This window comes from Cyclobacterium roseum (assembly GCF_010119225.1).
Classification (GTDB): Bacteria; Bacteroidota; Bacteroidia; order Cytophagales; family Cyclobacteriaceae; genus Cyclobacterium; species Cyclobacterium roseum.
This window is the reverse complement of sequence record NZ_WNKF01000004.1, coordinates 312,365-332,877: the sequence shown is the minus strand read 5'-3', so window position 1 is coordinate 332,877 and position 20,513 is coordinate 312,365. Positions and strand designations below refer to the sequence as shown.

The following is a 20,513-nucleotide window of genomic DNA, read 5'->3' as shown; positions in this document are numbered from 1 at the left end:
AAAAAAAGATATTCTTTATATTGCCGCAAAATTAGAATTTAGGTATGTATATTAACAGGATCACAAAGGGCTTTATCGCTCTTTTGTTTGCAGGCATTCTTCTGGGAGCTTGTTCCACCCGTTCGGGTGACCCCAAAGTCTTGGTTTTCTCCAAAACCTCGGGCTATTATCATGAGTCTATTCCAGACGGAGTAAAGGCGCTTATCAAAATGGGCCAGGAAAACGGCTTTTTGGTAGACACCACCACCAATGCGGAGCTTTTTACAGAGAGTATTTTAGAACAATACAGCGCGGTGATTTTTCTAAGCACAACGGGTGATGTGCTGGATCATTACCAGCAGGCAGATTTTGAGCGGTACATCCAGGCTGGAGGAGGATTTGTAGGAATACACGCGGCGGCGGATACGGAATACGATTGGTCCTGGTACGGCAAAATGACCGGCGGGTATTTTTCAGACCACCCGGGAATCAATGATCCCCATCCAAACGTGCAGGAAGGAGTAATCGATGTGGTAGACCCATCCCACAGCAGCACTTCTTTTTTACCGGAAAAATGGACCCGCACCGATGAATGGTATAGCTACAAAGACTTTAACGAAAACGTAAACGTCTTGATGACTCTGGATGAAAACAGTTACCAGGGCGGAGAAGATATGGGCGAACACCCCATTGCCTGGTACCATGATTATGATGGCGGAAGGGCATTTTATACGGGTGGGGGACATACCACCGCTTCCTTCGAGGAAGAATTGTTTTTACGGCACCTCCTTGAAGGGATACGCTATGCCATCGGTGAAAACAGAAAACTGGACTATTCCAAAGCCAGTAGCAAAAGGGTGCCGGAAGCCGATCGGTTTGAAAAAGTGAGCATGGTAACCGGTGAATTTACCGAACCCACTGAAATGACCATTTTACCCAACCTGGATATACTTGTTTCTCAACGTAGAGGCGAAATTCTGTTGTATAAAGAGGGGGGTTCCACCACCCGTCAGGTGGCGCAGCTGGATGTGTACTGGAAGACGGATACCCCTGGAGTCAATGCCGAAGAAGGACTTATGGGAATAAAAGCGGATCCCGATTTTGAAAACAATCATTGGATCTATGTTTTCTACAGCCCCACAGGTGAATCGGTAAACAGGCTTTCCAGATTTAAATTTGAGTCAGATGAATGGAAAATGGATACCGAGCAGGTCATCCTCGAATTTTATTCCCAGCGAGATATTTGCTGCCATACGGGCGGCTCCATCGCTTTTGATAGCGAGGGATTGCTTTACGTATCTGCCGGAGATAACTCCACGCCGTTTAATCAACCAAACCAACCCTATACCCTGAAAGGGTATGCACCTTTGGACGACAGACCCGGATTTGAGCAATATGATGCTGGCCGGTCATCCGGCAACACCAATGACCTTCGCGGAAAAATCATCCGGATAAAAGTGAATGAAGACGGATCCTACAGCATTCCCGAAGGTAACCTGTATCCGGAGGGAATGGAAGGCACCAAACCCGAAATCTACGTGCAGGGCAACCGAAACCCTTATCGAATCAGCGTGGATCAAAAAACCGGTTATTTGTACTGGGGTGAAGTCGGCCCTGATGCCAGAGCAGACAGCCTGGGAGTACGAGGGCCCAGAGGGTATGACGAGGTCAATCAAGCCAAGGAAGCCGGTTTTTTTGGCTGGCCTTTCTTTGTGGGTGACAACTACCCCTACAATGCCTATAATTTTAATACGGGTGAACCGGGAATCCAATTTGACCCACTATCTCCCGTAAATATTTCCCGGAATAATACCGGATTAACAGAATTGCCCCCAGCCCAACCAGCGTTTATCTATTACCCCTATGACCAGTCAGCCGAATTTCCTCAAGTCGGGACCGGCGGAAGAAATGCCATGGCAGGGCCTGTCTACTATTCAGACCTGTACCCTAATGGCGGCGGGCTTCCGGACTATTATGACGGCAAACTATTTATTTACGAATGGATCCGGGGATGGATTAAAGTAGTCACCATGGATGAAAATGGAGACTACCTGAAAATGGAGCCATTTATGGAAGGGATCCGCCACAATGCCCTCATCGATTTGGAAATGGGACCTGATGGCAAACTCTATCTATTGGAATACGGAAACGGTTGGTTTAGTGCCAATGACGACGCAGCGCTCTCGGTAATCAACTACAACCCGGGCAACAGGGCACCGGTAATCGCAGGAATAGCTTCTGATAAAACATCCGGCTCCTTGCCCTTGGAGGTACACCTGAAAGTTGATGCCAGTGACCCTGAACAGGATGCGCTGACCTATACCTGGGACCTTGGAAATGGGGAATCAATCGAGACTACCGAGCCTGAGTTGACCTATACCTACGAAGCCATCGGTGACTATGACATTTCAGTCACTGTAAAGGACACTGGAAATGAAGCGGTAAAAAGCAATACCGTGAACGTCTACGCGGGAAATGTGGCACCGGAAATCTCCATTGAATTTGTAGGAAATTCCAGCTTTTATTTTCCTGGAAAACCCATTGAATATCAGGTAAACGTGACCGACCCGGACGACCCGGAAGCAGCGGAGGATTTATCTAGCTTGTATGTTTCAGCGGATTACATTGAGGGCTTTGACAGAGCGGAGGCAGCCATGGGGCATCAGGTGATGTCAGAAGCCATGGCCGGAAAAAGTATCATGGAATCACTAACCTGTAAAACCTGTCACCAGGTAGACGAGCTTTCCGTAGGACCTGCCTACACCGAGGTGTCTAAGAAATACGCCGATGACCCAGAGGCGACGGATCACCTTATCAACAAAATCATCAATGGCGGTTCGGGTGTCTGGGGAGAGACCATGATGCCGGCGAATCCGGATCTAAAAGTAGCAGATGCCCGAAAAATTGTGGCATGGATTCTCTCTCTAGGAGAATTGGAAAACCTGCAAGAGAGCTTGCCACTTTCCGGCGAAATCGATCCGCTTCAAGGGAAAACAATTTCGGATGATGGCGTGATGATACTTAATGCCAGCTTTACCGACCGCGGCGGTGTTAATATCAAACCACTCAGTTCATCCACCACTGCCTACCTGCGAAATAGTAAAATTAACTTTGCAGAAGTAAGCGAAACTTCGGGCTATAACTCCTTTGAAATGAATGGGCAGAACATGCTGCTAGCCCCTACCGGGCCGGGATATTTTGCCCTCAAGGACATCGACCTTACCGACCTGGCAGGCATTGACTTCACAGCCGGATCCCAAAATCCCCTTGAATATGGCTACCAGGTAGAAGCCCGTATCGGAGCACCGGATGGACCGGTCATTGGACAGTCGGTTCTCCGTAAAAAACCAGGCGAAGGAAGATCGCAATATACTTTTCAGCTAACGTTTAATGAAGTTGCGGAACAGGGACTCCAGGACCTGTACATCGTCACAGAAGCCCTTAGTGAAGATGAAAGTGTAAATCTGGCTTTCCTTTCCATGGAAATGAAAAGCGAATAGGCCTACCGGAATTAACAGGACCAGAAAAGGGTTGTTTCAGTAGATGGAACAACCCTTTTTCCATTCTAAACATGCAGATAGATCGATTTACAAGCCAGAACCCCGATTATTCCAGCATGGAAATTCGGTGGTTTTTCCCGGAAAACATTCCGGAGCTGAAACATTTTGTACAGCGAAATTTCAATGTAAAGCCCGAACCTGAGATACGAACGGATACCTATTATCCCATTATCGACCGGAAGGACCTGGGATTTAAAATTCGCGAGGGTAGCCAGGAGATCAAAAAAAGGAGGAAACCGGGTGTTCCCTTTTCTTTCCAAAGGCACCTGGCCGGCTATTTAGAGTATTGGGACAAATGGATTCTCAATAGTCCTTTACCTGATTTACACGGCACAGTCCCTTGTCCTATCCGAAAAAAAAGGTGGGTATTGAAATTCAACAGCCAATCAGAAGAAGATTACACCGCCTTTCCATACGAAGAAAAACTTGCACAGGGCATACAGGTCGAATATGCCGAACTGAAAAAGGGAAGGGATACCTCTTATACTTTTTGCCTGGAGGTATTCGGAGATACCACTCCTTCACACTTGGAAAAAATAACGGATATTTTACCAGTTAAGGGCTACCTGCATTTGGAAAATTCTTATGCCTATCCGGCCTGGATACTAAGGCAATACCGGATATGACTCCGGAAGAAACATACTAATTCCAGCCAACCAAATAAAGAAGCTGAAATTTACCGATCAGGGCGGGTGTTTTCCCGGGCTTCCTTTTCTTCCCGGATCTTCTCCATGGCTTTCTCCCTTTCGCGCATTTTTTCTTCCATTGCTTTGAGTTTGGCCTCATGCTTTCTACCCCATTCCTCCATCTTTGCTTCAAACTCCTTGATTTTCGGCTCGTTTTGCTTGCTCCAGGCTTCCATTTTGGCCTCAAACTCCTTCATCTTTGGCTTAAAATCTGCTTCCCATTCCTGCATTTTTTCCTGAAAAACCTTTTGGGAAGCGGTCATTTTTTGCTGGAATTCCTGCATTTTTTGCTCAAACTTTTCCTTTTGGGCTAATCCATCAGGAGTGGAATCCATGTGAAATTGAATGATTTTCGAAGTATACATCCGAATGCTATCGCCAAAATCATCCATAAAACCATTGGGGACAAAAAGAGTAGCGTCCGGAAATGGCGGAACCCCGGTAAGGACTGGCGGCGAAGGGATGTTCCATTCCAGCATCTCCGGCAGACTATCGAGTTCAACAACGGTATTCAAATTCCACGCAGTGTCCATTTCCATTTCCATATCCACTTGTTGAGACCAGGAAGAAGATGCCGGTAGGCTGTCCGGGTTCATGTCTGTCATTGAGGGAGATGTTGGCAACGGAAGGGGCAGCGGATTCATTGCATCGATAAGATTAGTCTCCAGCCATCGCTCTTGACGAGGATCTTCCTGCTGCGCTATTCCAAGCAGCAGGATAAAACTAAGCATACTGGTAATCATCATGGTTTTACTGATTAATGGTGAGTGAGTAATTTTTGAAGGTTGTTTTCCCATCATCCGCTGGATTCGCAAAAGGGTGGGAAAAGTCGATTTTTGAGCAGCCATGGCCAGTTCCGGGGAATTCCCGGAAGCTTGATTTACAATGTAAGCAAGGGCATGCGCCAATTCCCAAGAATTTGCCCCGGTTTTAATTGCCAGGTCGTCTGTAGCTTGTTCCCGTGCTTCCCTTACGGATTCATTTATCCACCAGAAGGCGGGATGGTAGAAAAAAATCATCTCCAAAAAGGACTGACATAGATTAAGGGTAAAGTCCTGTCGTTTAATATGGGCCAGTTCATGGGCCAGGATAGCCTCCAACTGTGCAGGAGGCATACCGCACACCAGGCTTGTTGGTATCAATACAATCGGCTTCACTATTCCAAAAACCATGGGCACCTCAATTTCCTGACTTACCCGTATTAAAACGGGAACTTTGATTTGCATTTTGTGCCGGAATACATGGGCTTTTTCTTGGATCCAATTCGGTAAATCCAAATAAGATCGCCGCTTTATCTGTTGCAAAGCAGCAAAATTGCCAACCAGGCGCATCATGTAGAATGCCACTCCAATCAACCAAACATTTACCAGATAAGGCAACACTTTTTCAAAATGGCTAAACGCCATTTCCCAAAGCCCCCGTTCCGATCGGGCTTGATCTTCCAAAACCGGTAACAAGGTCGGCTCTATGGCAACCGAAGCTGCACCGGTAGCCTTTCCCCAGATACCGTATTCATACCATAAGGTGGCCGAAAAAGACAGCGCCATGAGAAACAAGATCAGTAACCCTGCTTGATACCGATAGCTAGGCATCCGAAAAGCCTGCATATGAAGCAATAACCAATAAATGCCTGCCAGAATTAGAAATTGCCATAGGGAGTGTAACAGCGACCAGCCCAAAATTTAGGGAATTGCCAGGAGAAACCAATCGATATTCATGACTACTTATTTTCCATTTTATCTAGAAACGCACGTATTTCTTCAATTTCCTCTTTCGAGGGCTCGCTTTGACCTAAAGCTTGCATAACGAGTTTATTGGTAGAACCTCCGAATGCCTTCCGAATGAAAGTTTTTACCAGAGATTCCTGGGTGTCCTGTTGGGAAACTGCCGCAGCGTATACATGACTTCTCTTCTTTTCGTCGCGGCTAACCAATCCTTTTCCGTGCATATTCTGCATGATTTTCAGGGTAGTGGTATAACCTGTTTCTTTGTCCTGAGCCAACTTTTCGTGCACTTGCCGAACACTGGCCGCTTTCAGTTCCCATAGGATGGCCAAAATTTCCAGTTCTGCTGCCGTAGGTTTCTCTTGCATGACATTATACGATTTATTTCGTAGGCAATTTATACGACAAATATCGTAATTACAAATATATACGATTCTAATCGTATTAAATTTTGTTAAAATAATTCTCCATTTGATTTTACCTTAAAGGAGGGCTTCCTTATTTTGCACCATGTGTTTGATAACTTTTAGCTGGAACCAGCATCCCAAGTACAAGCTGATCCTGGTGGCCAACCGGGACGAATATTTCAAGAGGCCCAGTCAATCTCTGCATCAATGGGAGAGCGGGATTTATGCCGGAAAGGATCTAAAAGCAGGTGGCACCTGGCTGGGTTTTCATCCCAGCGGCCGCTTTGCAGCCCTGACCAACTTCCGTGATATGAGCAGGGAAGCTCCGCGTGAACGTTCCCGTGGGGAGCTGGTTTCCGGTTTTCTGGAGAGCAAGGTGGATCCCCTGAGCTACTTGCAGGGTGTGGAACCCTATAAAAACGAATACAATGGGTTCAATCTTCTGGTCGCGGATAAGAACAAGCTTTATATATTATCCAATTTCGGACAGGGGATTCAGGAGGTAGGCTCCGGAGTTCATGCCATCTCAAATGCATTTTTAAATAGCCCCTGGCCCAAAGTGAACCTAGCCCGGCAGCAGTTTGGTGATCTATTAAGACACAAGGCACCCGAAATGGAAGATTTACACCAACTGCTACAGTCTACGGACCGGGCCCCCGACGATCAATTGCCGGCCACCGGGCTAAGCAAGGAATTGGAGAGGGAGGTCTCCGCCCAGTTTATCCGGGTGGATGATTATTATGGCACGGTCAATACCACGGCCTTGCTTTGGGACAAAGATGGCGAGGTACACCTTCGGGAGGTCCGGACCATTCCCGAACGACAGGTCAGCGATTGTGCTTTTCGGGTAAATTAGCCGTAAACAGGAACTATGCCGAAAATTTCATGTTAATAAACATATGAAAAAGCTGGAGTTATTGATTATTGGTGCCGGACCTATTGGATTGGCTTGTGGCATTGAAGCCCAGAAGAAAAACCTTAATTACCTGATCGTAGAAAAGGGAGTATTGACCAATTCCATTTTTAATTATCCGGTTAACATGACCTTTTTCTCTACATCCGAAAAACTGGAGATGGGCGATATTCCGTTCATGTCCATTGCCAACAAACCCACCCGGCCGGAGGCGTTGGAGTATTATAGAAGAATCGTCCGGCATTACCAACTTCGCATCAGTTTGTACGAAGAAGTCCAGACATTGGAAAAAGAAGGGGGCGGTTTTTTGGTTCATACTTCCAAGGGCGTTTACCTGGCGGAAAAACTAGTGATGGCCACTGGTTTTTATGATTTGCCAAACACAATGAATGTACCCGGAGAGGACCTTCCAAAAGTAACTCACTATTATAAAGAACCCTGGCCGTACATTGGACAGAAGATAATCGTAGTCGGCGGCGGTAACTCGGCAGTGGATGTGGCCCTTGAAACCTGGCGTAAAGGGGCAGAGGTAACCATGGTGGTTATGAAACCTGAAATCGATCAAACGGTAAAATACTGGGTCTTGCCCGATATCGAAAATCGCATCAAAGAGGGCTCTATCAAGGGCTATTTCAATACGACCATCAAAGAAATCAGGGATAAAGAAGTTCTCTTACAGACACCGGAGGGAGTGGTGTCGCTGGAAAATGATTTTGTGCTGGCCATGACCGGATACAAACCCAACTTTGCCCTTTTGGACCAATTGGGAGTAGAACTTAGCCTGGATGAGAAACGGCAGCCCTGCTACGATGATCAAAGCCAGGAATCCAACATACCCGGCTTGTATCTGGCCGGCGTGGTTTGCGGGGGATTAAATACCCGTGAGTTTTTTATTGAAAACACCATCGTCCATGCCCGTTCCATTATCGAAGATATTGTAAAAAAGAAAACGGTTCCCTCCGGTTTGGAGAAATAATCCGCTCACCCTTTTCTTTTCGAATCCGGATGGGTGTCGGGATGTACTTTGTCCTGATGAAGTAAAACGGTAGAAGTAGGGTAGGCGATCCGGATGTTGTCCTCGGGCCCCAGTTTTTCGAGGATACTTTCAGTAATCGCATGTTCGAACATTCTTCGTTTCTTGGGGTCGCAGAGGTACCGCATGGATAGTTGAATTCCCCTTTCGGTGATTTTGGTAAAAATCATAGGGGTAAATTGCTTGTAAACGATAAGGTGTTCCTGTTTGGCTTTCTTAAATACTTTTTCAGCCAATCGAAGATCATCCTTCAGATGTGTATTCAGTATTTCCAATAAAATGGCCTTGGCTCTTTTGAAGTCGCTTCGTAGCGTGATGTATATTTTTTGCTCGTTCCAGATGTAGTTAAAGCCGATGGAGTAATTGGCCTGAGCATCCATAAAAATCTTTCCGTTGGGCACGTGAACCACCCTGCCGGTACTTTGGTCTGCTTCCACCCAATTTCCGATTTCCAGCAGGGAGAACTGAAAAAGGCGCAAATCGATTACATCTCCCTGAACTTCGCCGATCTGAATCCGGTCTCCCACATCAAAAGGCTTACGTAAATAAATAAACGCCCATCCGGCAATATTGACAAAAATATCTTTCAACGCGATGGCAATACCTGCGGATAACAAGCCTAAAAAAGTGGTAACGGATTGGAAATTGTTAATCCAAAGATTACCGATGATCAGAATACCCACAATAAAGGATGTGTATTCAATCACCTTTCTCCAGTGATACTGCTTCCTGAGTTCCGCGGCCTCTCCCCTGTAAATGAGTCTTACAGATATTTTATTGATCAGCCACATGATAAAGATAATCAGGAGGGTCTGTAGGATCCTGTTTCTTAATGCGATGTCAAGGTCAAAGTTCAGGAAATTATCAAACATGGTTTTTCACTAAGGAAATTTAAACTAGGCAAATATATTTTAATAATTCAATGCTGTGGAAGGAATTATTTTGGAAGTTTGGTTTTTCGGTTTCCCAGCCATACCCCCAGGATCACTGCAAAAATTCCCAAATAATGGAAAAAAAACAACGACTCTCCATCCAAAACTCCCCAAAACAGGGCAACCATCGGCACCAGGTAAGTAACCGAACTGGCAAACACAGGTGTCACTAACTTTACCATCGCATTAAAGAGTATCAAGGCAGCGGCCGTACCTACCACACCCAATGCAGTGATGTATCCGGCCGCTCTCCAGGCACCGTCCATATGAAGGAGTTTGAACGAAAAATCGGTAAATCCCCAAAGGTAAACGGCTGCCAATGGCAGCACCATCATCAGGGAAACCGAGGTGATGACTTTCGCTTCAATCTCCTGCACCCGAAATTTGATGATATTTACATTTAGTCCGTAACAAATGGTGGCCCCCACTACCAGTAGTCCATAGAGGTTAATACTTGAAAAAACGGCCCAACCCTTACCCTCTGAGCCGGCCATTACCAAAATCCCCACGCCCACAAATGCGATGAGCAATCCCAGGGCATTTCGGCTGGTAATCCGCGATCCAAAAAAGAAGGCCCCCACCGTCACTACCATGAGTGGGGTAAGGGCATTGATCACTCCTGCCAGGGAACTGGAAAGATTAGTCTGCGCAGTGGCAAAAAGAAAGGCTGGAATAAAACTACCTACAAAGCCAATCGTCAACAGGTATCCTAGCTGTTTATTTTGCAGCCGTTTTAATTGGGGCATGGCGAGGGGAAGCAAAACCATGCCTGCTGTTACAATCCGAAAGGCCCCCACTTCTCCGGCTGAGAAAATCAGCAGGGCTTTTTTGATCAAAATGAAAGAACTCCCCCAAATCAACGCCAACAAAACCAACATGCCCCAGTGTTTTGGAAATGTATCCGGATGTGATTCAGGCATTTGAGATCGAAATAGGGTTCATAATTGGGTAAAGATTTCGGAAAGGATACGATTCTAAAATTCGGCACCGGCAAAGACCCTGGAAACTTCGTCCAGAATCTCACAAACAGATTGGTAATCATCTGTGGTAACCAGGGCGGTTCGGTACGGCTTAAAATGAGGAAGCCCCCTGAAATAATTGGTATAGTGCCTTCTCATTTCCAGAAGCCCCAATTTTTCCCCTTTCCATTCTACTGAAAAGTCCAAATGCCTTTTGGCTACTTTTACCCGTTCTTCCAGATCCGGTCCCTCCAGCAACTCCCCCGTCTTCAGAAAATGGTTGATCTCGTTAAAAATCCAGGGATAGCCAATGGCCGCTCTTCCGATCATAATTCCATCCACTCCATATTTTTCTTTGTAAAGTTTAGCTTTTTGAGGGCTATCCACATCTCCATTGCCAAAAACCGGAATGGTAATCCGGGGATTTCTCTTGACGGCTGCCAGGTAGTCCCAGTTAGCCTCTCCCTTGTACATTTGCTTACGGGTACGGGCGTGAATGCTGATGGCCTGAATCCCCACATCCTGTAGTCGCTCCGTAACTTCTTCTATGCGGATCGTATGCTCATCCCAGCCGAGCCTGGTTTTGACGGTAACGGGAATGGAAACGGCCTTTACGATTTCTGCCGTCATGGAAACCATTTTATCAATATCTAACAATATGCCCGCCCCTGCACCCTTACAGGCCACTTTATTTACCGGACACCCGTAATTGATATCCAGGATGTCGGGACCAGCTGCTTCGGCTATGGCTGCGGCTTCCCTCATGGAAGCAATTTCATTCCCGAAAATCTGAATGCCAACCGGCCTTTCGTATTCGTATATGTCTAGCTTCTGAACGGATTTGGCAGCATCCCTGATCAATCCTTCAGAGCTTATAAACTCCGTGTACATCAAATCAGCCCCATTAGCCTTGCATACGGCTCGAAAGGGTGGATCGCTCACATCCTCCATTGGGGCTAGCAACAAGGGGAATTCCCCCAAACTCAAATCTCCGATTTTAATCACTGTTTAAAATTTTTAGCAAAAATGAAGGTTTTTCCTTGAATATCAATGCCATTGCTGGTAATCTGGAAATTTTCTTTCCCGGATATTTAAATCCTATTCAATAAACTGGCTTGTGGTACAGGCTAATTCATGTAAATTTAGGTCGTATATGGAAATTTATGAACATCGGCCCGGACATCAGGTAAACCAACATTGGTTACTTTCCTTAACGGTATTGGTCTTAATCGTGTTTGGCACCTTAGCCATTCTTCAAACCATCGCCGTAGGCCTGATCCCCATTTTATTTGGAATTAGTTTTGAGCAGCTTCCCTCCCTGTTAACAGCAAGCCTGGATCATCCCAACGGGAGATTGGCATTTCTGTTCATTCAGGGGCTGGGAGGAGGATCGGCATTTTGGCTGGGTGGCTGGATGTTTCTCCGGTTGGTTGACAAAAAGTCCCTGCAACTTTCCCGTCAATTCAGCCCCGAAAAGCTAGATGGGGTCTGGCTGGTGCTCCCCATTCTAATTGGGTTCGTACTTTTCAACTCTTTGTGGGTCTACCTGAACATGAACCTGGAGTTTCCCGAATCCATGAGCGGATTGGAAACCCTCCTCCGGGAAAAAGAAGATCAGTTGATGGAATTGACCTTATACCTGACGGATTTTTCCGGTACGGGAGAGTTGCTGATGGGGATTCTTGTCATTGGCGTTCTGGCTGGCATAGGAGAAGAGTATCTTTTCAGAGGAATCTTGCAGCCAAAATTGCATCATTACACCCAAAATGCCCATGCCGGGGTGTGGATCACTGCATTTATTTTTTCCGCCATCCACTTTCAATTTTATGGATTTTTACCAAGGCTGATGCTGGGAGCTTTATTTGGTTACCTTTACCTCTATTCCGGCACTTTGATATTTCCCATTCTGGCCCATATACTGAACAATACCTTTACGTTGTTTTTGGTCTATTTCAACAAATTGGAATTGATCGAATATGACATGGAAAATGCCACCGATCTTCACTGGGAATACGTCCTGATGGGACTGGTTGTTTTTCTGATCTCCTGGAAATGGTTTCTAATGCGACATAACCCCCTATCGAATGAGTAAGTGGCAGAAAGTATTCGAATCCGATTCACCCATTCGGGCGGAAATAGTCAAGGGTGTCCTGGAAGAAAAAGGGATTACCGCGGTTATTTTGAATAAAAAAGATCCGGTATACCGGATTCATGGAAACATCGAAGTGATGGTTTCCAGGGAAGAGGCCATCGGGGCTATTAATATAATAGAAAATGAAATCTCGTTTTAGTATAAGTAATTACAGTAATCTTGCGCAGCGGGTAATAACGGCACTCATTGGAGCCCTGGTCATTATCGGGGGCGCGCTTTACAGCGAGTGGGCTTACTTTGTTATTTTCGTGATCATCCTCGGATTCACCCAAATGGAATTTTACAAGCTTTCAGGATTGGATGGTATGTTGCCCTTAAAGAGCTTTGGAACATTTGTAGGCTTGCTGATCTTTAGTTTTACTTTTTTGGAAGAAATGAAAATCATGCCCATCGCCTATTATTTTCTGGTGTTCCCACTCGTCTCTATGATTTTCTTTATCAAGCTTTATCGAAAATCAGATAAGAAGCCCTTTACCGGGATCGCTTATACCATATTGGGCATATTTTATGTGGCCATTCCCTTTTCCCTTTTGACGGTAGCAGCTTTTTCGGTGGACAATACCTTTCATTATGAAATCGTCATCGGGTCCTTGTTTATTTTGTGGGCAAGCGATTCTGGTGCCTTTTTCGCAGGAACCAAGTTTGGTAAAACCAAACTTTTTGAACGCGTATCGCCTAAGAAATCCTGGGAAGGTAGCCTGGGAGGAGCGTTTACCGCCATTGTTGTCACCTATTTCATATCCAAAAATTTCACGGTATTGCCGGAATGGCAGTGGTTTTGTATCATGACCATTATAATTATCGCCGGAACCTATGGGGACTTAATCGAATCGCTCTTCAAAAGAAGCATTGCCATCAAAGACTCCGGTAAGGGCCTTCCGGGACATGGAGGTTTTATGGATCGGTTTGATGGTCTACTTTTATCGACACCCTTTATCGTCGCATTTTTAAAAATATTTTAACTTATACCTTAAAAAATACTAATTTTGTCATCCAGAACCAATCGTTTCACTCCCGGTCAGGTAGAGGGAATAAATCCCTCACCGAAAGCGTGAAACCTGAATTAAAGCTGTAACCTTATGACCATTCATAAAGAAGGAAAGTCGTTGTTATTTTGGATGCTTTTTATCCTAGCTGGCATTAACATAGTCCTGCACCAGGTAAGCCCGGAAAAAGAACTGCTCCTAAACCTGTTACTTATTGGAAGCATTATTGCCTACCTGGCCGTATTGCAGTTTTTTAGAAATCCATCCATTCCTATTCCCGATGATCCGGAAATAATTTATGCTCCTGCAGATGGAAAAGTAGTCGTCATTGAAAAAACCCTGGAAGATGAATACCTCCAGGAAGAGCGCATCCAGGTTTCGGTCTTTATGTCCCCGATCAATGTACATGTAAACCGCTCCCCTATGACTGGTGTATTGAAATTTTTCAAATACCATCCCGGGAAATACCTGGTGGCCTGGCATCCAAAGTCCAGCACGGAAAATGAACGCACCTCCCTGGTGCTGGAACATCCCAGCGGATTATTACTAATGGTCCGCCAGATAGCAGGAGCCATGGCCAGGAGAATCAAATGCTATGTAAAGGAGGGAGACCCCCTGGTCCAGGGACACGAATTTGGATTCATTAAATTTGGTTCCCGGGTGGACGTATTTATCCCCCTTGATGCTGAAATATTGGTGGAAATGAATCAAACCACAAAAGCCGGTATCACCCCGCTTGCCCGGTTGAAGTCTTAATGGTACTCATCCCAGCCCCATGTCCAGCGCTTTTTTTACCAGCTCCGCCATAGAAGAAACTTCCAGTTTGCGATGCAGGTGCTTTCGGTGGGTTTCTACGGTAAAGACACTTAGGTGAAGCCCATCGGCGATCTCTTTATTGCTCTTGCCCTGCGCGATCCACTTAAGGATTTCCAGTTCTCTCTTGGATAATTTCAAGGCCGCTTTGAAGTGGTCGTATTGGTCAAATTCATCCTCTTCGGCCTGTTTCAACACCTGTTCAAAATTAGCAATGTATCGGTCCTCCATCACTTCCCGGATGGTAAAAATCAATTCATCCGGATCTGCGTTCTTCAGAATGTAAGCATCCACACCCTGCCGAATGCATTTATGAAAAATAGCCTCTTCATCATACATGGAAAGTACGATGGTCTTTATCTTCCATCGGCGCTTTTTGATGTGTTGCAGAATATCCAATCCGTTTATGCCAGGCATGTTCATATCTGTAATAATCAGATCCGCTTTTTCGTTTTCCAGGGCCTCTAAGGCTTCCTTGCCGTTATGATAGACTCCACCTACTTCAAAGTCCGCTTCTCTTGACAGCAGGTTTTCGATGCCTGCAGCAAAAAGCTTGTGGTCGTCTGCTAAGATAATCCGGGTCTTCGCTGCCATTTTAACTCCCAGCTGGGTTTTCAAATTGAATTTTTATTTCCGTTCCTTCATCAATACCCGAAACTACCTCGACCCGGCCATTGATGGCTTTGATTCTTGACTTTAGATTTTTAATCCCTAACCCGGAAGACGCGGATTCAGGATCAAATCCCACCCCATCATCCCGGATCAGCAAGGTGGGAATCCCCGCTTCTTGATACATATTTATTGAAATCAACGTGGGAGAGGCATGCTTGATGGCATTGTTGAGGCATTCCTGAACCATCCGGATCAAAACCAATTTCTTGTCCCCTTCCAAGTCCTCAAAGGGGTTCCCGGATTTTTCAAAAGTCGTGGCACAAAAACCACTTTTTTCAATCTTTTCCAATTCCCCGGCCAGGAAATCTTCGAATGCCAGGGAATTGAGGTAATCTTTGTTGATAGACCTGGACAAACTTCTCACTTCCCTAATAATCTGATTAATCAGTTTTTTTCCTTCGTACACGCCGGAGCCATCCGGATTATTCAGAACCAATTTGGTCAAGGAAAGCAATTGGCCGATATTGTCGTGCAATTCCTGACTTACAAAAAGAAGCGTTTGCTCGCGAATTTCCTTTTCCGCATTCAAAATCGTATTTTCATAGTCGGCTTTAAGAAGTTGAATTCGATGCCGGTTTTTTATTTGTCGCTGTTTGTGGATGATCACAATGGCAATTATAAACACGGCCATGATCACCATTAACACCACCCCCGTGAGGATGGCGAGAAACGTAGGTAATGAATTACCTTCCATACCTGTCCGTAGAAAAAATGTAGGAAGAATAAAAAGAAAGCCCAAAAATAAGGTACAAAAGCGCTGCGAAAACCCTGTTCATAGAAGCCAATATCGTCAGGTACCATTTGTCTATATCCCAAAGAATATTTAATGCGCCAAAATAAATAAAATTAGGGCAGTAAAACAGCAAGATAGCCGCAACATTCCAAAAGTGGGGCACTCTGAGTAAAGGCTGATCCCAGAACCCTTCTTCCAGAAAAACCCGATATAGGAGGTAGCAGCTTACAACCACAATCCCAAAACTACCCAACAGATGGGTGTATTGCTGGAATAGATCGGTTGGCTTCTGAAAAAAGATGCTGTTTACGATAGCCCATACAGTGAAAAACAGCATGAATTGGTCTATTCGCTTTTTCACCGTTTCCAAGTCAACCAATGATTTCAAATAAATTAAAATCAGCAGTGTTTCTCCGCAGACAAAGAAGATATTATAGACCAGTACATTTTTTTGGCCGTTCTGCACGAGATAAAAGGCATACAGCTCAAAGGCCAACACATAGAAAATGAGAAAAAAAATGTACTCATGCGCTCGTTTCTCTTCTCTTTGTGGCTTCCTTAGATAAAAATAAACAAGGGAACACAGCAACCCAAGCCCAATACAGGAAAGGTAAACAGGAGGAGTCATGATTCAGGTGGTTTTATGTCTGCGGGGCAGATCAGCAATCCGGAGGGCAAACCTTGCCTCCATTTACAATCATCTTTTCCTGATCCGGATCCTGATTATCATTAGAGGCAGAAAGAATAACCGTCAACTTTCCGATGTATTCTTTCGCTCTTTCGGGATCTTCTCTTTCAGACAAGGTGTCTTCATCGTACATGCCCAAATAAATTTTAATGCCCCCAGTCTTAGCATCTGTCTGATCCAAAAGCTTTTCAATTGTCTGCCGGTCAAACCAAACCGAGCGGGTTTGCTCCTTGGCCGATTTTTGATTGATGGCCGCTTCCGCTTCCTTAATAAACGTATCGTAATTACGCTTCAGGGTATTAAATTTCTTTAAATCCATTGATGGTTCATTTTAGGTGATTTGAATCTGATCAAAATTAACAAATCTTCCGGTTAATCAATCGCCGTCGAAAAAAAAATCCCCTTATTTAATTTCTGTCTCTTTCCGAAAACTGGTCCCTCTATTCTGTTTTTCAGTACTATTTACACTGAAATGAACTGTTTTCAATAGAAAATAATGTCCTGTGTTAGAGGCCTATCTAACGAAAATAAAGTATCTATCAGGAAGCCCTCCGCTACCATTTGTTAGGGTTTCACATTTGTTACCAATTTTACCTCTTTTACTTTTTTGCATTATGAAAAGACATTTAATAAATTGCTGATATGATTATTACCTTAGTGGTCCTTGGTCTCCTTGTTTTAACGACCATACAGATTTACAACAAACTCATTCGATTGAGAAACAACGCCCGGGAAGGCTGGAGTGGCATCGATGTACAGTTAAAAAGGAGAGCCGATCTGGTTCCCAATCTAGTGACAACGGTAAAGGGTTATGCCAACCACGAAAAACAATTGCTGGAAGATATTACCAAGCTTCGCAGCGAAAGCATTGCCGGTCAGTCCATTCCTGATCAAGCCAAAACTGCCGATGAATTGGGGCGGTCTTTGAAACGATTGATGGTGGTAGCAGAAGCTTACCCGGATTTAAAAGCGGATAAAAATTTCCTGAAGTTGCAAGAACAGCTTTCAGAAATTGAAAACACGCTACAAAAATCAAGAAGGTACTACAACGGCACCGTGAGGGAACTCAATATTAAAATAGAATCGTTTCCCTCGAATCTAATCGCTGGCATTTTTAGCTTTGAAAAATTTGAATTCTTTGCGCTGACTGACGACTCCGATCGGATGGTCCCCGAAATTAACCTAAGTTGATATGCTAAAACGAATACGATGGCTCATTTACCTGATTGTTTTCTTTTCAGGTAATTGTTCCTTACAGGCCCAGGAACGAGAAGAAATCCTTTCCTACCACAGTGAAATTACGATCCAACTGGATGGATCCCTGGATGTCACCGAAGAAATACAAGTAAGAAGTACCGGAGATGTAATTAAAAGAGGTATTTTCCGAAGCTTCCCTGTCCGCTACCGGGATCGCTATAATAATCAGGTAAAGGTCGGCTTTGATGTCCTAGAGGTAACAAAAGATGGTGAGGAGGAGCCCTATCAGGTAATCCGACAGGGAGACTATGAGGTGATTCGGATCGGAGATGAAAAAACCTTTCTAGACCCCGGAGTTTACACCTATTCCATTCGATATACCACTAACCGGCAAATTGGCTTTTTTGAAACCTACGACGAGCTTTATTGGAATGCCATTGGAGATCAGTGGGATTTCAGAATCCTACAGGCTTCTGCCCGGATTACCTTACCGGAAGGGGGAGAAATAGGCCAGTATGCGGCCTATGCAGGACCGGTTGGCAGCGAAAGCTGTCCCTGTGATATCCGGAAAGAATCCGATAGAAAATTATATGTAGCCGTTACAGAACCTCTCAACCAGCGGGAGCCGTTGACTGTTGCCGTTTCCTGGCAAAAGGGTCTGATAGAACCTCCGGGCGCGGCAGAAAAGGCCCAAAGTTTTCTAAGCGATAATGCTGGTATGCTATCCCTGTTACTGGGAATCCTTCTCTGCTTCGGATATTATTACTATGCCTGGACTAAAGTTGGCAAGGATCCCCATAAGGGGGGGATTTATCCCATTTTCGATATTCCCGAAGGATTGGATGCCGCAGCGGTCAGGTATCTTTATAAAATGGGATTCGACACCAAAGCTTACGTAGCGGCCATTGTAGAACTGGCAACCGGAGGGTATTTAAAAATAATTGAAGAAAAAAGGAAGAAATACGTTCTGGAAAAGTTAGATTTTCCAGAAAACACCAACAGCGGTTATCAGAAGATCATGTCCAGTTTGTTTACCGGTGGAAATCAAATGATCTCGTTGAATCAGAAAGAGCACAAAAAAATCGGTGGAGCGTTAAAAGGGCTACAAAAAGACTTGTACGGCCGATTCCATAGTTCTCACTTTAAAAATAACTACCAATGGTTGATTCCGGGAATACTCATTTCTATAATTAGTTTAATTGCGGGGGTAAAATACACCATTGACCAGTCTCTGGAAGAAGAAAACATCTTTTTGATCATGGGCCTTATTTTTTCCATTTTCCTGCTAACATTTCTCAGAAAGGTTTTTTTGACGGTGATGCAGTACCTGGATTACGGCTATGTAAAGATCAGTACAATTGTAGGAGAACTGTTTAGTCTTGTTTTTCTTATTGGGTTTCCTTTTTTATTGGTATACTACTTTGGTGCCAATTTACCGTACGGTTTTCTGCTAATGGCCTTGCTATTGGGGCTTATAAATGTTGCTTTTGTTTTCCTAATCAAGGCTCCTACCGAAAAGGGCAGGGCGTTAATGGATGAAATCGAAGGCTTTCGCATGTACCTGAATGCCGCAGAAAAGCCCTTGTTGGAAACCTATAATCCTCCGGGCGTTACCCCTGAAATCTTCGAGAAATTCCTACCCTATGCCATTGCGCTGGACGTGGGAGAGGCCTGGGGAAAAGCCATGGAAAAGAAATTGGAATCCCTGTCTGCGGAGCAAAGTAGTTCCACCCGATACCATCCGGCCTGGTATGCAGGCACCGGTTTTGCGGCTGGTTCGCTGGCAGGATTCTCTTCCGGTCTGGGTAATTCTTTTGGTTCTGCTTTAAGCAATTCTGCCAGCCCTCCAGGCTCTAAATCCGGAAGCGGTGGCGGCGGCAGCTCCGGAGGCGGAGGTGGCGGCGGCGGCGGAGGCGGCTGGTAATGCCCCACAAAAAAAGCCCCGGGGAACCAACCCTGGGGCTTTTACTTATTACCTGAAATCCGTAAACCTGTCAGGTTTAATCCTTTATTTATCAGTTGAATATAGGATAAGGTAGTGGATTTGAGATATTACCTTTAATGGTATTTATGGCTGCTGCAAAATCACTTTCATGGCATCAATATAAGAAGGTTCGGGTACTTCCTGTTCCTGTACCAGCATCACAAAATGCTCCGCAAGAATTTCCTCGGGATGAAGAGTGTATTCGGTGTTGGTCCCAATTTTTTGCTTCAGGTCCGTAGCCGCACCAAAGTTTCTCAACACCGGCATATCGTCTACCAAGGTAGCTTGCTTGGCATCTGCTGCTCCGTCCACAAACATCAGGCGTTGCTTCAGATAAGTGAAAAACGATCCTCCATCCCATTCTTCCTCTGAGATAAGGATGAATACCACTTCTTCTGATTCTCCATCAATTTCCACGGTAATGGTATGCTCTAAGAAAGGGGCATCCGGATTCGTAATCACAAAATCACGGATACCTTCAGGGTAGGCAATTCGGTTACTTTCGGTAAAATGGATGGTTTCGAAAAGCTCCGTTCTAATTTCCGGCTTGAACCGGGTCAGGATATGAAATAACTCATGGATCAGAAAACTTTCATTTACCTGGCCCCGCACCACAATGTAATTTTCACGCGTATAGCTCGTTGCGCCGCCCTCTTCGTTCATGGTTGATTTTATCAACAGAATTTCTTCCGGGAACTCAAGTTGTAGTCCAAGTGCATCTATCTTGTCTTTTATACCAAGGATACGTTCTTCCAAAACGGTCTTTTCCTCATCTGTCCAAGCCTGTGCTTGTTGCGAAGCAAAGGTTAGATAGTCCTGTTCTTCCGTGCTTTCCTTGTTTTGTGTTCTAGAAGTCAGGTCAAACTTACTAAGAGCCTGGGTGTAGGTATCAGAGGTACCCAACCTTTCGGCCGCTTCATCCTGTGGAGTAAAGACAATGGTGGTGTTCTCGTCAATGGGCACCACAATATCCGGATCCCTGGGATTCTCAGGTTCCGGATCCGGATCTGGGTCATCAACGGTACAGGCGATGGAGAATGCCATCAACAAGAATGGGTAAAGAAGTAACTTTTTCATTTGATTTAAATTAATAGG

General features: G+C 45.0%; 20 protein-coding genes. 10 read left to right on the top strand and 10 right to left on the bottom strand.

From position 1 onward, the window contains the following. Positions 1-44 precede the first annotated feature (44 nt). On the top strand, positions 45-3,479 hold the full coding sequence (locus tag GJQ68_RS08200; RefSeq protein WP_162416812.1) for a ThuA domain-containing protein: 3,435 nt from the start codon (positions 45-47) through the stop codon (positions 3,477-3,479). A 71-nt stretch (positions 3,480-3,550) separates the two neighbouring features. Then, positions 3,551-4,165 carry a hypothetical protein gene (locus GJQ68_RS08195; protein WP_162416811.1) on the top strand — a complete coding sequence of 205 codons (615 nt, stop codon included), beginning with the start codon at positions 3,551-3,553 and terminating at the stop codon, positions 4,163-4,165. Positions 4,166-4,215: 50 nt separating this feature from the next. On the opposite strand, the gene GJQ68_RS08190 is transcribed toward GJQ68_RS08195, so the two are convergent. Next, a complete protein-coding gene (locus GJQ68_RS08190) occupies positions 4,216-5,772 on the bottom strand; it encodes a M56 family metallopeptidase (protein WP_162416810.1) in 1,557 nt (518 codons plus the stop codon). Positions 5,773-5,945: 173 nt separating this feature from the next. Beyond that, a complete protein-coding gene (locus GJQ68_RS08185; protein WP_162416809.1) occupies positions 5,946-6,317 on the bottom strand; it encodes a BlaI/MecI/CopY family transcriptional regulator in 372 nt (123 codons plus the stop codon). A gap of 142 nt (positions 6,318-6,459) precedes the next feature. Here GJQ68_RS08185 and GJQ68_RS08180 point away from each other — a divergent pair, with 142 nt between their 5' ends. Together GJQ68_RS08180 and GJQ68_RS08175 are read left to right on the top strand one after the other, a co-directional pair. Next, complete coding sequence (locus tag GJQ68_RS08180; RefSeq protein ID WP_162416808.1) at positions 6,460-7,212, top strand: NRDE family protein; 753 nt, start codon at positions 6,460-6,462, stop codon at positions 7,210-7,212. Positions 7,213-7,255: 43 nt separating this feature from the next. Further along, the gene (locus GJQ68_RS08175; RefSeq protein WP_162416807.1) at positions 7,256-8,245 is read left to right on the top strand and encodes a YpdA family putative bacillithiol disulfide reductase; all 990 of its coding nucleotides are present in this window, start codon (positions 7,256-7,258) and stop codon (positions 8,243-8,245) included. Positions 8,246-8,250: 5 nt separating this feature from the next. Here GJQ68_RS08175 and GJQ68_RS08170 read toward each other — a convergent pair whose 3' ends face one another. The 3 genes from GJQ68_RS08170 to dusB form a co-directional block, all read right to left on the bottom strand. After that, on the bottom strand, positions 8,251-9,174 hold the full coding sequence (locus GJQ68_RS08170) for a mechanosensitive ion channel family protein (RefSeq protein ID WP_162416806.1): 924 nt from the start codon (positions 9,172-9,174) through the stop codon (positions 8,251-8,253). Positions 9,175-9,239: 65 nt separating this feature from the next. Continuing rightward, positions 9,240-10,112, bottom strand: a complete 873-nt coding sequence (locus GJQ68_RS08165; protein WP_162416911.1) for a DMT family transporter — start codon at positions 10,110-10,112, stop codon at positions 9,240-9,242. A 96-nt stretch (positions 10,113-10,208) separates the two neighbouring features. After that, positions 10,209-11,198: a tRNA dihydrouridine synthase DusB gene (gene dusB, locus GJQ68_RS08160; protein ID WP_162416805.1), complete on the bottom strand. Its 990-nt coding sequence runs from the start codon at positions 11,196-11,198 to the stop codon at positions 10,209-10,211. Positions 11,199-11,346: 148 nt separating this feature from the next. On the opposite strand from dusB, the gene GJQ68_RS08155 reads away from it, so the two are divergent. The 4 genes from GJQ68_RS08155 (at position 11,347) to GJQ68_RS08140 (ending at position 14,087) form a co-directional block, all read left to right on the top strand. Beyond that, positions 11,347-12,285, top strand: coding sequence for a CPBP family intramembrane glutamic endopeptidase (locus tag GJQ68_RS08155; protein ID WP_162416804.1), 939 nt, complete (start codon positions 11,347-11,349; stop codon positions 12,283-12,285). Further along, on the top strand, positions 12,278-12,484 hold the full coding sequence (locus GJQ68_RS08150) for a putative signal transducing protein (RefSeq protein ID WP_162344110.1): 207 nt from the start codon (positions 12,278-12,280) through the stop codon (positions 12,482-12,484). Before GJQ68_RS08155 ends, GJQ68_RS08150 begins: the two co-directional genes overlap by 8 nt. Then, positions 12,468-13,307, top strand: a complete 840-nt coding sequence (locus tag GJQ68_RS08145) for a phosphatidate cytidylyltransferase (RefSeq protein WP_162416803.1) — start codon at positions 12,468-12,470, stop codon at positions 13,305-13,307. The genes GJQ68_RS08150 and GJQ68_RS08145 overlap by 17 nt, the downstream gene beginning before the upstream one ends. 117 nt (positions 13,308-13,424) lie before the next feature. Next, positions 13,425-14,087 carry a phosphatidylserine decarboxylase family protein gene (locus GJQ68_RS08140; protein WP_162416802.1) on the top strand — a complete coding sequence of 221 codons (663 nt, stop codon included), beginning with the start codon at positions 13,425-13,427 and terminating at the stop codon, positions 14,085-14,087. 6 nt (positions 14,088-14,093) lie between these two features. On the opposite strand, the gene GJQ68_RS08135 is transcribed toward GJQ68_RS08140, so the two are convergent. The 4 genes from GJQ68_RS08135 to GJQ68_RS08120 are packed head-to-tail and all read right to left on the bottom strand — an operon-like array spanning position 14,094 to position 16,556. Then, the gene (locus GJQ68_RS08135; protein WP_162416910.1) at positions 14,094-14,738 is read right to left on the bottom strand and encodes a response regulator transcription factor; all 645 of its coding nucleotides are present in this window, start codon (positions 14,736-14,738) and stop codon (positions 14,094-14,096) included. 1 nt (position 14,739) lies between these two features. After that, entirely contained in the window at positions 14,740-15,510 is a 771-nt protein-coding gene (locus GJQ68_RS08130; RefSeq protein WP_162416801.1) for a sensor histidine kinase, read from the bottom strand. Continuing rightward, a complete protein-coding gene (locus GJQ68_RS08125; RefSeq protein WP_162416800.1) occupies positions 15,500-16,177 on the bottom strand; it encodes a hypothetical protein in 678 nt (225 codons plus the stop codon). Before GJQ68_RS08125 ends, GJQ68_RS08130 begins: the two co-directional genes overlap by 11 nt. 31 nt (positions 16,178-16,208) lie before the next feature. Further along, positions 16,209-16,556, bottom strand: a complete 348-nt coding sequence (locus tag GJQ68_RS08120) for a hypothetical protein (protein WP_162416799.1) — start codon at positions 16,554-16,556, stop codon at positions 16,209-16,211. 323 nt (positions 16,557-16,879) lie between these two features. On the opposite strand from GJQ68_RS08120, the gene GJQ68_RS08115 reads away from it, so the two are divergent. Both GJQ68_RS08115 and GJQ68_RS08110 read left to right on the top strand, forming a co-directional pair. After that, positions 16,880-17,428 carry a LemA family protein gene (locus GJQ68_RS08115; RefSeq protein ID WP_162416798.1) on the top strand — a complete coding sequence of 183 codons (549 nt, stop codon included), beginning with the start codon at positions 16,880-16,882 and terminating at the stop codon, positions 17,426-17,428. Position 17,429: 1 nt separating this feature from the next. Further along, positions 17,430-19,358, top strand: coding sequence for a DUF2207 domain-containing protein (locus GJQ68_RS08110; protein ID WP_162416797.1), 1,929 nt, complete (start codon positions 17,430-17,432; stop codon positions 19,356-19,358). A 144-nt stretch (positions 19,359-19,502) separates the two neighbouring features. Here GJQ68_RS08110 and GJQ68_RS08105 read toward each other — a convergent pair whose 3' ends face one another. Next, positions 19,503-20,495, bottom strand: a complete 993-nt coding sequence (locus GJQ68_RS08105; protein ID WP_162416796.1) for a hypothetical protein — start codon at positions 20,493-20,495, stop codon at positions 19,503-19,505. Between the last annotated feature and the right edge of the window lie 18 nt (positions 20,496-20,513).

Excerpts from the sequence above, each read along its gene's own strand:
- GJQ68_RS08170 (WP_162416806.1), bottom strand. The coding sequence starts at position 9,174 with ATGTTTGATAATTTCCTGAACTTTGACCTTGACATCGCATTAAGAAAC.
- GJQ68_RS08165 (WP_162416911.1), bottom strand. The coding sequence starts at position 10,112 with ATGTTGGTTTTGTTGGCGTTGATTTGGGGGAGTTCTTTCATTTTGATC.
- GJQ68_RS08145 (WP_162416803.1), top strand. The coding sequence starts at position 12,468 with ATGAAATCTCGTTTTAGTATAAGTAATTACAGTAATCTTGCGCAGCGG.
- GJQ68_RS08125 (WP_162416800.1), bottom strand. The coding sequence starts at position 16,177 with ATGACTCCTCCTGTTTACCTTTCCTGTATTGGGCTTGGGTTGCTGTGT.
- GJQ68_RS08120 (WP_162416799.1), bottom strand. The coding sequence starts at position 16,556 with ATGGATTTAAAGAAATTTAATACCCTGAAGCGTAATTACGATACGTTT.
- GJQ68_RS08185 (WP_162416809.1), bottom strand. The coding sequence starts at position 6,317 with ATGCAAGAGAAACCTACGGCAGCAGAACTGGAAATTTTGGCCATCCTA.
- GJQ68_RS08105 (WP_162416796.1), bottom strand. The coding sequence starts at position 20,495 with ATGAAAAAGTTACTTCTTTACCCATTCTTGTTGATGGCATTCTCCATC.
- GJQ68_RS08110 (WP_162416797.1), top strand. The coding sequence starts at position 17,430 with ATGCTAAAACGAATACGATGGCTCATTTACCTGATTGTTTTCTTTTCA.
- GJQ68_RS08140 (WP_162416802.1), top strand. The coding sequence starts at position 13,425 with ATGACCATTCATAAAGAAGGAAAGTCGTTGTTATTTTGGATGCTTTTT.
- GJQ68_RS08155 (WP_162416804.1), top strand. The coding sequence starts at position 11,347 with ATGGAAATTTATGAACATCGGCCCGGACATCAGGTAAACCAACATTGG.
- GJQ68_RS08150 (WP_162344110.1), top strand. The coding sequence starts at position 12,278 with ATGAGTAAGTGGCAGAAAGTATTCGAATCCGATTCACCCATTCGGGCG.
- GJQ68_RS08115 (WP_162416798.1), top strand. The coding sequence starts at position 16,880 with ATGATTATTACCTTAGTGGTCCTTGGTCTCCTTGTTTTAACGACCATA.
- GJQ68_RS08135 (WP_162416910.1), bottom strand. The coding sequence starts at position 14,738 with ATGGCAGCGAAGACCCGGATTATCTTAGCAGACGACCACAAGCTTTTT.
- GJQ68_RS08190 (WP_162416810.1), bottom strand. The coding sequence starts at position 5,772 with ATGGCGCTGTCTTTTTCGGCCACCTTATGGTATGAATACGGTATCTGG.
- GJQ68_RS08175 (WP_162416807.1), top strand. The coding sequence starts at position 7,256 with ATGAAAAAGCTGGAGTTATTGATTATTGGTGCCGGACCTATTGGATTG.
- GJQ68_RS08130 (WP_162416801.1), bottom strand. The coding sequence starts at position 15,510 with ATGGAAGGTAATTCATTACCTACGTTTCTCGCCATCCTCACGGGGGTG.
- GJQ68_RS08180 (WP_162416808.1), top strand. The coding sequence starts at position 6,460 with ATGTGTTTGATAACTTTTAGCTGGAACCAGCATCCCAAGTACAAGCTG.
- GJQ68_RS08195 (WP_162416811.1), top strand. The coding sequence starts at position 3,551 with ATGCAGATAGATCGATTTACAAGCCAGAACCCCGATTATTCCAGCATG.
- GJQ68_RS08200 (WP_162416812.1), top strand. The coding sequence starts at position 45 with ATGTATATTAACAGGATCACAAAGGGCTTTATCGCTCTTTTGTTTGCA.